The organism is Hyunsoonleella pacifica, from assembly GCF_004310335.1.
Taxonomy (GTDB): Bacteria; Bacteroidota; Bacteroidia; order Flavobacteriales; family Flavobacteriaceae; genus Jejuia; species Jejuia pacifica.
This window is the reverse complement of the sequence record NZ_SIRS01000005.1, coordinates 19,213-32,578: the sequence shown is the minus strand read 5'-3', so window position 1 is coordinate 32,578 and position 13,366 is coordinate 19,213. Positions and strand designations below refer to the sequence as shown.

General features: G+C 32.4%; 15 protein-coding genes. 8 read left to right on the top strand and 7 right to left on the bottom strand.

Going from position 1 to position 13,366, the window contains the following annotated elements:
* The first annotated feature begins 1 nt into the window (after position 1).
* Together EYD46_RS12110 and EYD46_RS12105 are read left to right on the top strand one after the other, a co-directional pair.
* Positions 2–652, top strand: coding sequence for a response regulator (locus EYD46_RS12110; protein ID WP_130937438.1), 651 nt, complete (start codon positions 2–4; stop codon positions 650–652).
* Between the two features lie 176 nt (positions 653–828).
* Positions 829–1,443 (top strand): DUF4230 domain-containing protein, encoded by a 615-nt coding sequence (locus EYD46_RS12105; RefSeq protein ID WP_130937437.1) that lies wholly within the window; start codon positions 829–831, stop codon positions 1,441–1,443.
* Here EYD46_RS12105 and EYD46_RS12100 read toward each other — a convergent pair.
* Positions 1,433–1,741 (bottom strand): rhodanese-like domain-containing protein, encoded by a 309-nt coding sequence (locus tag EYD46_RS12100; RefSeq protein WP_130937436.1) that lies wholly within the window; start codon positions 1,739–1,741, stop codon positions 1,433–1,435. The two genes, EYD46_RS12105 and EYD46_RS12100, sit on opposite strands and share 11 nt — an antisense overlap.
* 109 nt (positions 1,742–1,850) lie before the next feature.
* Here EYD46_RS12100 and EYD46_RS12095 point away from each other — a divergent pair, with 109 nt between their 5' ends.
* Positions 1,851–2,600 (top strand): enoyl-CoA hydratase/isomerase family protein, encoded by a 750-nt coding sequence (locus EYD46_RS12095; RefSeq protein WP_130937435.1) that lies wholly within the window; start codon positions 1,851–1,853, stop codon positions 2,598–2,600.
* Here EYD46_RS12095 and EYD46_RS12090 read toward each other — a convergent pair whose 3' ends face one another.
* Entirely contained in the window at positions 2,601–4,361 is a 1,761-nt protein-coding gene (locus tag EYD46_RS12090; protein ID WP_130937434.1) for an aromatic amino acid hydroxylase, read from the bottom strand.
* Positions 4,362–4,516: 155 nt separating this feature from the next.
* Here EYD46_RS12090 and EYD46_RS12085 point away from each other — a divergent pair, with 155 nt between their 5' ends.
* Positions 4,517–5,620: a bestrophin family protein gene (locus EYD46_RS12085; RefSeq protein ID WP_130937433.1), complete on the top strand. Its 1,104-nt coding sequence runs from the start codon at positions 4,517–4,519 to the stop codon at positions 5,618–5,620.
* A 37-nt stretch (positions 5,621–5,657) separates the two neighbouring features.
* Here EYD46_RS12085 and EYD46_RS12080 read toward each other — a convergent pair whose 3' ends face one another.
* Both EYD46_RS12080 and EYD46_RS17780 read right to left on the bottom strand, forming a co-directional pair.
* The gene (locus EYD46_RS12080) at positions 5,658–6,227 is read right to left on the bottom strand and encodes a DUF4136 domain-containing protein (RefSeq protein ID WP_130937432.1); all 570 of its coding nucleotides are present in this window, start codon (positions 6,225–6,227) and stop codon (positions 5,658–5,660) included.
* Positions 6,228–6,321: 94 nt separating this feature from the next.
* On the bottom strand, positions 6,322–6,486 hold the full coding sequence (locus EYD46_RS17780) for a DUF5522 domain-containing protein (protein WP_165454378.1): 165 nt from the start codon (positions 6,484–6,486) through the stop codon (positions 6,322–6,324).
* Positions 6,487–6,536: 50 nt separating this feature from the next.
* Here EYD46_RS17780 and EYD46_RS12075 point away from each other — a divergent pair, with 50 nt between their 5' ends.
* Genes EYD46_RS12075 through hemL form a run of 4 tightly spaced genes read left to right on the top strand, consistent with a single transcriptional unit; the run spans position 6,537 to position 9,875 of the window.
* On the top strand, positions 6,537–6,869 hold the full coding sequence (locus EYD46_RS12075; RefSeq protein WP_130937431.1) for a hypothetical protein: 333 nt from the start codon (positions 6,537–6,539) through the stop codon (positions 6,867–6,869).
* Positions 6,866–7,780 carry a 1-aminocyclopropane-1-carboxylate deaminase/D-cysteine desulfhydrase gene (locus EYD46_RS12070; protein WP_130937430.1) on the top strand — a complete coding sequence of 305 codons (915 nt, stop codon included), beginning with the start codon at positions 6,866–6,868 and terminating at the stop codon, positions 7,778–7,780. Before EYD46_RS12075 ends, EYD46_RS12070 begins: the two co-directional genes overlap by 4 nt.
* Positions 7,780–8,577: a glucosaminidase domain-containing protein gene (locus EYD46_RS12065; RefSeq protein WP_130937429.1), complete on the top strand. Its 798-nt coding sequence runs from the start codon at positions 7,780–7,782 to the stop codon at positions 8,575–8,577. Before EYD46_RS12070 ends, EYD46_RS12065 begins: the two co-directional genes overlap by 1 nt.
* 11 nt (positions 8,578–8,588) lie before the next feature.
* Entirely contained in the window at positions 8,589–9,875 is a 1,287-nt protein-coding gene (gene hemL, locus EYD46_RS12060) for a glutamate-1-semialdehyde 2,1-aminomutase (protein ID WP_130937428.1), read from the top strand.
* Positions 9,876–9,946: 71 nt separating this feature from the next.
* Here hemL and EYD46_RS12055 read toward each other — a convergent pair whose 3' ends face one another.
* The 3 genes from EYD46_RS12055 to EYD46_RS12045 form a co-directional block, all read right to left on the bottom strand.
* Positions 9,947–10,390: a hypothetical protein gene (locus EYD46_RS12055; RefSeq protein WP_130937427.1), complete on the bottom strand. Its 444-nt coding sequence runs from the start codon at positions 10,388–10,390 to the stop codon at positions 9,947–9,949.
* A gap of 102 nt (positions 10,391–10,492) precedes the next feature.
* Positions 10,493–11,716: a hypothetical protein gene (locus EYD46_RS12050; RefSeq protein ID WP_130937426.1), complete on the bottom strand. Its 1,224-nt coding sequence runs from the start codon at positions 11,714–11,716 to the stop codon at positions 10,493–10,495.
* Positions 11,717–11,735: 19 nt separating this feature from the next.
* Positions 11,736–13,241 (bottom strand): hypothetical protein, encoded by a 1,506-nt coding sequence (locus EYD46_RS12045; RefSeq protein WP_130937425.1) that lies wholly within the window; start codon positions 13,239–13,241, stop codon positions 11,736–11,738.
* Positions 13,242–13,366: the final 125 nt, after the last annotated feature.

Here is a 13,366-nt window from a genome sequence, read left to right as displayed (position 1 = left end):
GATGAAAATAAAGACCGCAATTGTAGACGATAATACCTTTTTAATTACGGCTATAAAAGAAAAGCTATTATTTTTTGATGATATAGATATTAAGATTACCGCAGTAAATGGCGCTGATGCATTATTGCATCTTCAAGAGAATCATAACATTGATGTGATTTTAATGGATATTGAAATGCCAGTTTTAAATGGTATTGAAGCTACAGAGCTAATCAAACAAAAATACCCGCACATAAAAATTATTATGCTTACAGTTTTTGATAATGACGAACATATTTTTAATGCTATTAAGGCTGGAGCAGATGGCTATTTATTAAAAGAGGTAAATCCAAAGGATTTGTATAGTGGTATTTTGGAAACATTAAATGGAGGAGCGGCAATGACACCTTCCATAGCACTTAAAACTTTAAAGCTACTGCGTAACCCTATTCAAATTAAAAATGAAAAGGATAAAGAGGATATTACATTAACAACTAGGGAGACAGAGGTTTTGGAGCAGCTTAGTAAAGGCTTAAGTTATAATGCCATAGCAGATAATTTAATTTTATCTACAGGTACCATAAGAAAACATATTGAAAATATTTATAAAAAATTACAAGTACATAATAAGCTAGAAGCAGTGCAAAAAGCAAAAAAGAACAATTTAATTTAAAGGTTGTTTAACAATTAGGTAATATTTAACAAGAGTAATACATGTACTTTTATAGTGTTACGAGAGAGTAACATTATATGCATTAGTTAGACTTCAAAGTCGGAGGAAACTGATGTTTTTTTATGCCTAATTTTGGGCTTTAGTTTCTATGTTTTAAATTATTTCTAAATTAGAGCATGCGAAAAATTTTGTTTGGTGTTGTAATAACACTCGTTATCCTTTTTACATTCAAATATTGTGGAGATAAGAAAAAAGAGGACATCTTTCTTAAAGAAAGTTCATCTTTAATTCAAGAGCAAATAAACCATGTTGGAAAGTTGGTGGTAACTGAAGGTTATTTTAGTGAAGTATTTACCTATAAAAATTCTAAAGATGTATTTGGAGATTTGCTATCAGCTGAAAAAAAAGCGCTTGTTGTTGTAAATACAGAGGTTACTGTGGCATACGATTTAAGCAAGATTGAATATGATATAAACGAAACTACTAAAACGTTAACGATAACAAACATTCCAACAGAAGAAATTAAAATACATCCAGATTTAGAGTATTACGATGTGCAAGCAGATTATTTGAACCCTTTTGAAGCTAAGGACTACAATGATATTAATAAAACGGTAAAACAAGTTTTGTCTAAAAAGATTGAGAGTTCTGATATTAAGACTAATGCTAAAAACAGATTAATAAGTGAGTTATCTAAATTTTATATTCTAACAAACTCATTGGGGTGGACATTACAATATAATACCACACCTATAATAAACCAAAAGGATTTAGAGAACATCACTTTATAAGTAGTTTTAAGTCTGAAAGCCCACCCCCGTTTATGGCTTCTACATTGTAAAATTTTAAAAGTTTAGTGGCACGGGCAGATCTTCCGCCGCTTTTACAATGGGCAATTACAGGTTTGTTTAATTTTTTTATATCTTCTATATGGTCTTTTAAGTCGCTTAAAGGTATATGAACAGCATTTCTTATGTGCCCTTCTTCCCATTCACGTTGTGTTCTAACGTCTAAAATAATAGCGTCTCGTTTTAAAAAATCTTTAACTTTTTGTGCGTTTCTTTTGAAGAAAAAACTTAATAAACCCATGTAGTTTGCTTTTTGTAAAGTTAGTTAATATTTCATTATTTGTTAATAGTTTGCTGTGGTAGATTACATAAATTTTGGGTATCTTCAGCCTCTAAAATAATATACGGTTATGAGTCCTTACGTAACGCTATCTGTAGAAAATAATGTTGGTTATGTTGAGTTTTTTCATCCTAATAGAAATTCAATGCCCAGTACTATTTTGTCTCAATTAGAAGAAACTATAATAAAAGCAGGAAGTAGTGATGCGGTTAAGGTAATAGTTTTAAAAAGTGGAGGAGATAGAACATTTTGTGCGGGTGCAAGTTTTAATGAGGTAGTTGAGATAGAAAATGAAGCACAAGGGAAAGCTTTTTTTTCTGGATTTGCCAATGTAATCAATGCAATTCGAAAATGTCCCAAATTAATTATAGGTAGGGTGCAAGGAAAAACAGTTGGAGGAGGTGTTGGTTTAGCAGCAGCAACAGATTACTGTTTAGCTACAAAATATGCTTCTATTAGGTTAAGTGAATTAAGTATAGGTATAGGTCCCTTTGTTATAGAACCAGCAGTGTCTCGTAAAATTGGTAAGGTAGCAATGTCGCAAATGACTATTGATGCTGAAACGTTTTTCTCCTGGGAGTTTGCCAGAGATAAAGGGTTGTATGCCGATGTTTTTGATACTACTGAAGATTTAGATATTGCTGTAAAAACCTTAGCAGAAAAATTGGCAAGTTATAATCCAGAGGCTTTAACCGAAATGAAAAAAGTGATTTGGAAAGGCACTGAAGATTGGGATGCACTTTTAGCAGAACGTGCCGAAATTAGTGGACGACTTGTGTTAAGCGACTTTACTAAAAAAACATTGAAACGGTTTAGGTAGTTAAGTTGCTAGAGGTTTATCAAGGATTATCTCTAAGCCATCATCAATTAAATGTCCAAACTTAGGGTTGTTTTGTTTAATACTTTCTAAGTGTTTTATTATTTTTCTGCCCAACGTAACTTCATTATCTAACTGTGATAATTCATATAATTCTACTGATAATAACCAGTCATTAGGATGATTTTCAATAAGTTCTTCTAAGACTTTGTTTCTTGAAATCGTTTTGTTTTTACCTTCTCTATAATCTCTAACTTGTTGGTATAAAAGTTCTAGAGCAATGCGTTTTTTTGACTTTTTTAAATGAATAGTTTGTGTTGATGGTATATGGGTAATTAAATTAAAACTATTAAAATCTGCAGGTCCTGAAAAAGCTGAAACAATGTCTTTGCCAACAGCCATATCATAAATACCCCATTCTGGTTTAAACAAAGTAGTGTCATGATGCGTTACCGTGCAATTTTTAAAACTTATTAAAATAATCTTACCTTGTAGATTACGCTTTCCAGTAATAATCTCTCCAGAGACTTTTATACCTCCCTCAAATTCAAGATGTACGGTTTGGCCTTCATAAATATCATAAGCAGCTAAATCTCGTGGACTCATATCTTCAATAGCAATATTTATACCTTTTAGTTTCCCAATAGGAGACCCGAAGCCGTCTTTGTGTTTTTTAGTGCCATGACCTACTAGCTCTTTTTCTCTGTAAGCTAATGCTGTTTTATCAGTTGTTTGGATATAAATTGGTTTGTTGTCATAGTTAACTACTGTGTTAAAAATTCCAGAGATTTGTATGCCAGTACTCAATTCTACGGTACCTAAAGCCTTAGAATTTATCAATTTTTGGACTCCCGATAAACCACCACGTCTTAGCGCCATAGTATTGGCAAATTCCTCAAGAATTAAACTTAAATGAGCAAAATCTGGGGTAACATATAGTTGTGGTTGAGGTTTAGTAATATCAAAATCCTTAAATGTAGCATTAATATCGTAGGGTAGTTTTTCTACTTTATCCGTCATACACCAAGCGCTTTCTCCAATTGAGGACAATAAACCTGCACCGTATATTTTTGGGTTCTCAACCGTTCCAATTAATCCATATTCCACAGTCCACCAATGTAAATTTCTTATCAAAGCCATTTCACTGGGGTCTCCCATATTTTTCTGCAATTCCTCTACTTTTTTTTCAGCTAAAAGTATTTCCTTTTCTGAGGAATTATGAGCTTCTTTTATGATGGATAAATGCCTTACAGCTTCATATAATTCATAATCTTTAGCAGATGAAATAGCTTTACATCCAATTTCTCCAAATCGTCTTAAATATTCTGCATATTCAGGATTTGCAATTATTGGGGCGTGTCCAGCACCTTCATGAATGATATCTGGAGCAGGAGTATATTCAATATGGTCTAATTGGCGAATATCACTTGCAATAACTAATACATTATAAGCTTGAAATTCCATAAATGCATTTGGGGGGATAAACCCATCTACAGCCACAGCTGCCCAACCAATATCTTTTAGAATACGGTTCATACCGTACATGTTTGGGATACTATCTATCGAAATTCCTGTTTGTTTTAACCCCTTTAAATAGGAATTATGAGCTACTTTACTTAAAAAATCTACGTTTTTGCGCATCACATATCTCCAGACAGCTTGATCTATTGCTGAATAGTCCTCGTAGTTTTGCGGTTTTATAAATTGCTTTAGATGCTTAGGAAGCTTTTTAAGTATCTCATTTGATTCAAATATATCCGACATTTCTAAAGTTTAGATAAAAAAGTTAATTAAAAATACGAATTATTCATCAAAATATTGATTTTTTAACTTTTCCTTCAAAGAATGTGTTTGGGGTCTAATGAAAGTAGCTAAAAAGATTTCCATATATTTAATACAGAATTATATATAGATTACAAATGTATACCAGACGTATTTTTCCAGTTAAAGGTGTGATAAAATGGACGCGCCGCCATATTTTTTTATTTCTTTTATTAGCTCTAATCCCTGTTGTTTTATTTGATGTAGTTGGTTTAAAATGGTTGCATGTGCCATGGTTACCATTAGGAGCCTTGGCGACTGCGGTAGCATTTATAGTAGGTTTTAAAAATAATGCCTCTTATGATAGGCTTTGGGAAGCCAGAAAAATTTGGGGAGGTATAGTTAATAGTTCAAGGTCTTGGACTATTATGGTAAAGGATTTTATTAATAACGATCATGTAAATGTAAAGCGCACAGATACTGAACTAAAAGGAATTATTAGAGAAATGGTACATCGACATGTAGCATGGTTAACTGCACTTCGCTATCAATTGCGAAAGGACAAGCCTTGGGAAATGCATTTAAAAAACAGGAAATCTAATAAAGAGTTTAGGGAAAATTATTATAGGGTTTGTGAAGATGTTGAACCGATTGAAGGAGCCATAAAACCGTACATTTCTGAAGCAGAATTTAAAGAAATATTTGCAAAAGGCAATCAAGCATCGCAATTACTAGGTATTCAGTCTAAACGTTTAAAAGAATTGAAACAAGAAGGATTAATAGAGGATTTTAGACACATGGAAATGGCAAATTTATTGGTTGAATTTTACACGTTGCAGGGAAAATGTGAACGTATTAAAAATTTCCCCTATCCAAGGCAGTTTGCTACATTAAATTATCTTTTTGTTTGGATTTTTATAATACTACTCCCATTTGGAATTATGGAAGGTTTTGAAACTATAGGAGATCATATTTTAGAGGATTTGACAACACATCAATCCCGAACATCTTGGGGGCATTTAGCGCAAGAGTTTATAGCTAAACATTTTGTTTGGTTTTCTATCCCGTTTAGTGCTCTAATTTCATGGGTATTTCATACAATGGAGGCTATAGGAGAGAATACGGAGAATCCTTTTGAAGGTGGTCCAAATGATATTCCGATTACAGACATGAGTAGAGGTATAGAAATAGATATTCGTCAGTTGATTGATGATACCGATATTCCTAAACCTTATGAATGGAAAAATGATATTGTGATGTAAAAAAAAAAGCGACTCTGATTGAGTCGCTTTTTTAAATTTATTTTTGTTCAGCCTCAGGAGGATACTGCTCCATTATTTTGCTCACAAACTCTTTTATACGTTCTTCTTTTTTCTCTGATTTTCTTGTTAAAAACCCTGTGCCCATACCTTGCCATACTAGTTCTTTTTTCTTTGCATTAATTAAATCTACAAAAAGCACACCTTCTGTACGGGTAGATACTGCTGGTTGATTCCATCCCCAGCCCCAACCTGGGCCAAAACCACCCCAAGGACCCCAGCCTCCCCAACCCCAGGCGCCCATGCCCCAAGCGTTGTTGTAAACGTCTACACGCTGGTTAGATTTAGTAAAAATACTGATAAGTACATCTGGGTCTTCAGATTTTGTAAAGCCTTTTGCTAAAAGCTCTGCTTCTATGGCGCGTAAAATTCGGCGTTTGTCAATATCATTAATTTCAGCTTTGTCAATACCAGTTTTAAAAAACGCAAACGTTTTAAATTGGTTAAAATCAGTTTTTCTGTCGTAATCTGTAGATACACGAACAGAGGAGCAAGAGGTTGCTACTATAAGAAGGGCAATAAGCGGTAAAGTTTTAAATAATTTTTTCATAACAATCATATTTATTTTGAATCTCAGTTAAACGAGAAATACTACTCACTTTTATAGTTTTATCATCAATAATCATACCATAAATAGCAGGGCTTTAGCGTTTAATCGTGTCTGTGTTTTTGTTAAATCCGTATGGACAATGTCTGCATCCACTTTCGCAACAATATCCACGTTTTAGGTGGTATTGTTCAGTAAAACACCTGTAACCTTCAGGTGTTAGGTAATAATCGTCTTCTTCAATGGGGATAATCTTTTTCATAGTTTCACAAAGATAACGTAAATTGGATTGATTTTTGAAGCGTCAAGATTATGATTCTTATTTCAAAATACATGGTGCCAAAAGGTTATACAGGTATTGCTCTATTTCCTTTCATTTTTTTAGGACATCCAAAATTGAAATTAAATAAAGTTTTAATTAATCATGAAAAGATTCATTTAAGACAGCAGTTAGAGTTGCTCATTATACTGTTTTATGTTTGGTATGCGTTAGAATTTTTGATAAGGCTAGTGCAATTTAAAAATTGGAATATGGCTTATAAAAACATTTCTTTTGAACGGGAAGCCTATGGGAAAGAGTTTGATTTTAACTATTTAAAACATCGAAGATTTTGGAGTTTTTTGAAGTATCTTCGTGTTGAATGAGCTTCGATTTTGAACATACTATTAATCAGGAAATTAAACTTTCTAAAACAGATGCGGTAAGTCTGTTTTTAAAACGAGAAGATGAATTACACGCATTTGTTTCAGGAAATAAATATCGAAAATTAAAGTACAATTTAAGAGAAGCAGATAAAAAAGGCTATGCAACCTTATTGACCTTTGGTGGTGCATTTTCAAATCATATAGCAGCAGTAGCTTTAGCAGGAAGTGTATTGGGGTTTAAAACTATTGGTATAATTAGGGGTAATGAATTAAAATTTAAGATAGAAAATAACCCTACATTACTTTTTGCTCAAGATCATGGCATGTATCTTAAGTTTGTATCGCGTGATGTCTACCGTAATAAGACTTCAGAAACCTTTATAGAATCCTTGAAAAGTGAATTCCATGATTTCTATTTAATTCCAGAAGGTGGAACCAATACATTGGCGGTAAAAGGCTGTGAAGAAATTTTGACTAATGAAGATAGAGATTTTGATTATATATGCTGTGCTGTTGGTACTGGAGGTACAATTTCTGGGATTGTTAATTGTTCAAAACCTAGTCAACAAGTTTTAGGTTTTCCAGCTTTAAAAGCTTCTTTTTTACATAAAGATATTAGTAAATTTGTACAGAAGTCCAATTGGGATTTAATTACAGATTATCATTTTGGAGGATATGCTAAAATAAATTCTGATTTAATAGCTTTTGTAAATAAATTTAAATTAGATAATAACATTCAGTTAGACCCAATTTATACTGGTAAAATGATGTATGGTATTTTACGTTTAATTGAAAAAGGCTATTTTCCTAAAGGTTCTAAAATTTTAGCGATTCATACTGGCGGATTACAAGGTATCGATGGTATGAATATGGTTTTACAAAAGAAAAAATTACCCTTAATACAAGTTTAATGAAACGATTGTTAATTATAATATTTCTGAGTTTTTTTGTGTTTAGCTGTGGTTCTAAAAAGACTGTTATTACCAAAAAATCTAAAAAAGAAACTGCAAAGCAAGTGGTAGTTGAAAAGACAAAACCTACTGAAAAAGTAAATACAGTAACAGAAACTTCTAAAATAAGTAGTACAGAAGCTTACATTGAAGCGTACAAAGCTATAGCGCAAAAAGAAATGACCTTATATAATATTCCTGCAAGTATTACCTTGGCTCAAGGTATTTTAGAATCGGCTTCGGGAAAAGGAAGACTTTCGGTAGAAGCAAACAATCATTTTGGTATAAAATGTCATACTTGGACAGGTGCAAAAATTTATCATGATGATGATAAAAAAGGGGAATGCTTCAGGAAGTATAATAGTCCTAAATACTCATTTAGAGACCATTCTTTGTTTTTATCATCAAGAAAGCGGTATGCTAGCTTATTTGATTTAGAAGTTTCTAATTATAAGTCTTGGGCAAGAGGTCTAAAGGCTGCCGGTTATGCTACAGATAAGAAATACCCCCAAAAACTGATTAGTTTAATTGAGCGATATGAGCTTTATAAGTATGATGATGAGGTTTTAGGTAGAAATCCTTCAGAACGAAAATTTGTTGATAAAAGTGAAGTTGAAAATGAAGTGCATAAAGTTGTAAAAGGAGATACATTATATAATATTTCCAAACGTTATAATGTTACCGTTAAGGAGTTGCAAGCTTTAAATAATATGAAAGGAACTAGTATTGCAATAGGTCAAGAGTTAAAGGTAAAATAGAATAATTTCAAATGATATATAAACGCAGTAGTGCATTATTTGCAGAGGCTGAAAAAGTAATTCCTGGAGGTGTTAATTCTCCAGTTAGAGCATTTAAAGGTGTAGGTGGGACTCCAATTTTTGTTAAAGAAGCTAAAGGCGCTTATTTGTATGATGAAGATGGTAACCGATTAATAGATTATATTAATTCTTGGGGACCAATGATTTTGGGTCATGCATACAAACCTGTAGTTGATGCGGTTGTTGAAAAAGCTAAAAAGGGAACATCTTTTGGAATGCCAACTGAAATTGAGACAAAAATTGCAGAACTCGCTGTATCTATGGTTCCAAACATAGATAAAATTCGTTTTGTAAATTCTGGTACAGAAGCATGTATGAGTGCTGTTCGTCTGGCTCGTGGATTTACAGGGAAAGATAAAATTATAAAATTTGCAGGCTGTTACCATGGGCACTCTGATGCCTTTTTGATACAAGCAGGTAGTGGCGCTAGTACATTTGGAACACCTAACAGTCCAGGCGTAACACAGGGAACAGCAAAGGATACTTTATTGGCTAATTATAATGACATTGATAATGTTAAAGCATTAATACAAGCTAATAAAGGAGAAATAGCGTGTATTATAATTGAACCTGTAGCAGGGAATATGGGATGCATCCCTCCAAAATCAGGTTTTTTGGAAAGTTTGAGAGTATTGTGTGATGATAACAATATTTTATTAGTATTTGATGAAGTGATGACGGGGTTTAGATTAGCTAAAGGAGGAGCGCAAGAACTCTATAATATTAAAGCTGATATTGTGTGTTTTGGTAAGGTAATTGGAGGAGGTTTGCCTGTTGGTGCTTTTGCTGCCAGAGACGAAATTATGAGCTATTTAGCACCTTTAGGGCCAGTATATCAAGCAGGAACGTTGAGTGGAAACCCATTAGCAATGGCCGCAGGTTTAGCAATGCTTGAAGCTTTAGATGGAGAAGAAAACGTCTTTACTAGGTTAGCAGAAAAAACAGAATATTTACATAAAGGTATTTCTAAAGTTTTAACTAAAAATGAAATTAAGCATACCATCAATCGTGTAGGATCTATGATTTCTGTTCATTTTGATGAGAACGAAGTTTGTGATTTTGATACTGCAGCTAATGGAAATAATGATACGTTTAAAGCGTTTTTTCATGGATTATTAAACGAAGGGGTTTATATAGCGCCAAGTGCATTTGAAACATGGTTTATTACTGATGCATTAACGTATGAGGATTTAGATTTCACTATAAACGCAATTGATAAGCTAGCCAAACAGATATAAAAAAACACCTCCGATTTGGAGGTGTTTTCAACTAAATAAAAATCACTAAATAAATAAAATTCAAACTCTATTTATGCTTTTTTGCGGGCTTTCTTGTCTTTAGATTTGTCTTTCATTTTTGCGTATTTTTTTGCCATCATACGCTCCCATTTCTTGTATTGTTCTTCGCTTAATATATCTTTCATTTTGGCTTTTACGGCTATTTGATGGTCTAATCTTTTATTCGCCATTTCTATACGTTCTTCTTTAGTAGGCTTTTTAGCCTCTCCACTTTCTTTTTTAGCTTTTCTTTCTGCAATGTGAGACTTTCTTAATTTTGCATTTTCAAGGTTAATTTGGTAGATGTCGTCTTGTTGAGCGTCTGTTAAATCTAAAGCCAAAGTCATTTTTTTTGTTTGAATAGTGGCTATTTCTTCAGCGCTTAAATTCATGCCTTTTTTACTTTTTTGATGGCCTTGGGCAGATGTAATTTGAATTGCGCATAGTGCCATTACAACTAAAACTAATTTTTTCATGATGATGTCTTTTTTAAATGTTTGCTTCTTTGACCATAACAATTAGAAATGGTTTAAAAAGCAACTAGACTTTAACGTAAGATTAACAAGAAGAAGATCGTTCTATTTGTTCCCAAAAGGTAAGATTAAAGAAATACCTGTTTGGAAATCTGGAGCATTGTTTACCTCAAGATCTTGTTTGCAAAAAAGGGATAACTTATATGTGGGTGTAGCGTATGTGTAAATTGCTGTCCAGTCTGATAAAGTGTTATATAATGTTGCAACTCCATTGTGCCAACCACCATTTATTTCTCGCCATTTTCCTAAAAGCCTGTAATACCCTGCTTCTTCTTTTTTATTAAAACGAGACTGTATATGGTAATTAATGCCAAAGGCATTGTAATTTCCTTTTTTTGTGTACTTAGTAAACTCAATATGGCCTTCAAAAGAGGCAAGGAGTCTGTTATTTCCTAAATCAATATTGCTATTTTTAAAATTTAAAAAGTTTTTATGTAAAACACTGCCACCCAATCCAAAACTTAAGATGTTTTGGCTTTTAAAAACTAGCTGTTTTATGGAGTTTATAGAAACACCATAATCTAAAGCACTATTAAATCGTGAGGTGTTTATTCCAAGATGGCTCCCAATGTTTGTATAAATATGTTTGTCTTTGTTTCTTAGGAAATTAGGGTAGTAGAAATGATTAAGTTCAAGACCTCCAATAAAAAAATCGTTAGTATTGAGTTCCAAAGTTCTCCCATTCCTATCTAAATATCTAAAATTTACCTGATTTAATCCGTAATAGCGCCTGCCAAAAGGATCCTCTCCTCCAGCTATATTGCTATGGAACCACTCAATGCTCTCATCGCTAGTAAAAAATGAAAATGGATACTTTCCGTTGCTAATTAGGTAAGACCGAAGCGTTATGTTTAACTCACTTTTCTTATTTAAAGTAATATTGTAGTTTACCCTGAATTCTTTAATTATAGCGTCTATTACAATATTCATATAATCTGCAGGTGTGGTTTCTTGGTTTTCAAAAACAAAATCTCTTTGATACCATATTTTTTGCCTCTGTTGCTCTCTAACAACTGGGTCTCTGGGAAGATAAGCTTCAACAAAAGGGTGGAAATTGTTACCGCTAGTATAGTTAATTGATAGTGCGTTTTTTTTAGAAGGTAACTGTTTAAAATTATTATTAATGCGAGCGCTAAAAATTCCAAAATGGTGTGTCGCTAATATACTAGGTCTATCTATGCCGTTTTTAAAGACTAGGCTGTCCTGCTGTTGTGCATAGCATAAGATGTGGTTTACAAAACAGAAAATGATTAGGGACTTTCTTAGCATCAAACAAATATAAAATATTTTAGAGTTCTGTTGATGCATGTTGTATTAGTGTTAAGGTAGTTGTGTAAAGTGGTTGCCTAGTCATTTTACTTTTTAACCAAGCATAGAAACTCATTACAAAAATGTCTTCTTGCTTTGGTGTTAACCATTCAAAAGATTGCTCAACTTTATTTTTAAATGTTTCTGAAGTTGCATTCTCGGGTGTCTTATAATAAGTTTCAACAAGTGTTAGGTAGGTTATGGCGCGATCTTGATTAATTGATTTTAAATACTCGTAATGTTGGCGCTTAAAACTTAAAAGTTTGGAATCTACCAGATTAATGTTTCCTAATTCTATGTGTAAGAGTATCTCCATGAGGTTTTTTTTAATAACCCATTCTTTACCTGCTTTTTTGGAATACCAAGCATCGCTGTGGTAAAATTTGCTTAAAACTTGATGTGCTTTTTTTAGAGCATCGTTTTGAAAATAAAACATAGCTAAAGTAAGATGGATGTCTAAAACAGATTCTATATCTACGTGTTTGGTTTTTAAAAAAGGTTCAAGAATTGCAATGGCCTCTGCTTGCTTATTAGAAAAGTTATAGTTTAAAGCTAAAAGCAAATTGTATTTTAATAGAAACATATTATAGTGTTTATTCTCATATTTTAACATAAGCGAATGCATTTTGTTTAAATAGTTTTTGGAGGTTTTAAACTTCTTGTTTCTAAACAGTGTGTTTGCAATATGATATAAGATTTGAATATGGTAATAGGGTTGCTTTTCTTGGGCTTTGTATGATAATATGTTGTTGTAGTTGTGAATTAGGAAGTCCTCTATTTTTAAATTTTCATTGGAGGCAAATGCTGAAAACGTAACAATGCTAATAAGTTGGTAGAGCGATTTAAAAGAGAGCTTGTTAGTGATGTTTAAATTGTATTCTTCCAAAATATTTTGCAGTATGGTTTGAAAATCTGAATTATCTTCTCTAGCGAGTTTGTATTTAATTTTGGAGTAAATAATATTCAATTGGTCTTCCAAAAGATGTTGCGCTTTATTTTTGTTAAATCTTTCAATGAGTTGATTTAAGTTTATTAAAGGATTTGTATGCGCATATTGTATTTGGGTGTGGTATATTTCATTTAGAAGAGAAAATAGATGGTGCTCTACAGATATCTTTTCAGCCTTATTTAAAATTCTAAACGCAACTTTATATTGTTTTTGTTCAAAGTAATTTCTGGCAGCAAGGATATACCGTATAATTTCCATTTGAAGTGAATTCTCATCTTCCAAACTTGAGTTTGCAGAAAAATTAATTATGGATTTAAACAAGCGTTTCCTTAGGGCATGGTAAGCGTTTGTTTTATTGCTATTACTGCTGTAGAGTTTTAAACAAACCGCTTTAGAGTCTAAATCTTCATTTTGAAGCAGTTTGAAAAGTTGGATGTTTTTAATGTCCTTTCGTTTATTCTTTTTTTCCAGATATGCAATAAATTTCTGTCCATCTTCTTTTGAAAATGATGCAACCATGTGGTTTAAGTCATTCATTTAATCGTCATTAAAAAAATGTTAATATCAATAAAATTAATAAAAAATGATATTAGTATACAAAATATATCGTCAGTAATATTTAAAAACTGTTGATTGTGGGTTTAAAATGTTTCACAATTTTG

Coding starts and splice junctions, on each gene's coding strand:
- EYD46_RS12110 (WP_130937438.1), top strand. CDS start 2: ATGAAAATAAAGACCGCAATTGTAGACGATAATACCTTTTTAATTACG.
- EYD46_RS12080 (WP_130937432.1), bottom strand. CDS start 6,227: ATGAAAAAATTATTTAAAACTTTACCGCTTATTGCCCTTCTTATAGTA.
- EYD46_RS12045 (WP_130937425.1), bottom strand. CDS start 13,241: ATGAATGACTTAAACCACATGGTTGCATCATTTTCAAAAGAAGATGGA.
- EYD46_RS12085 (WP_130937433.1), top strand. CDS start 4,517: ATGTATACCAGACGTATTTTTCCAGTTAAAGGTGTGATAAAATGGACG.
- hemL (WP_130937428.1), top strand. CDS start 8,589: ATGATATATAAACGCAGTAGTGCATTATTTGCAGAGGCTGAAAAAGTA.
- EYD46_RS17780 (WP_165454378.1), bottom strand. CDS start 6,486: ATGAAAAAGATTATCCCCATTGAAGAAGACGATTATTACCTAACACCT.
- EYD46_RS12095 (WP_130937435.1), top strand. CDS start 1,851: ATGAGTCCTTACGTAACGCTATCTGTAGAAAATAATGTTGGTTATGTT.
- EYD46_RS12090 (WP_130937434.1), bottom strand. CDS start 4,361: ATGTCGGATATATTTGAATCAAATGAGATACTTAAAAAGCTTCCTAAG.
- EYD46_RS12100 (WP_130937436.1), bottom strand. CDS start 1,741: ATGGGTTTATTAAGTTTTTTCTTCAAAAGAAACGCACAAAAAGTTAAA.
- EYD46_RS12075 (WP_130937431.1), top strand. CDS start 6,537: ATGATTCTTATTTCAAAATACATGGTGCCAAAAGGTTATACAGGTATT.
- EYD46_RS12105 (WP_130937437.1), top strand. CDS start 829: ATGCGAAAAATTTTGTTTGGTGTTGTAATAACACTCGTTATCCTTTTT.
- EYD46_RS12065 (WP_130937429.1), top strand. CDS start 7,780: ATGAAACGATTGTTAATTATAATATTTCTGAGTTTTTTTGTGTTTAGC.
- EYD46_RS12055 (WP_130937427.1), bottom strand. CDS start 10,390: ATGAAAAAATTAGTTTTAGTTGTAATGGCACTATGCGCAATTCAAATT.
- EYD46_RS12050 (WP_130937426.1), bottom strand. CDS start 11,716: ATGCTAAGAAAGTCCCTAATCATTTTCTGTTTTGTAAACCACATCTTA.
- EYD46_RS12070 (WP_130937430.1), top strand. CDS start 6,866: ATGAGCTTCGATTTTGAACATACTATTAATCAGGAAATTAAACTTTCT.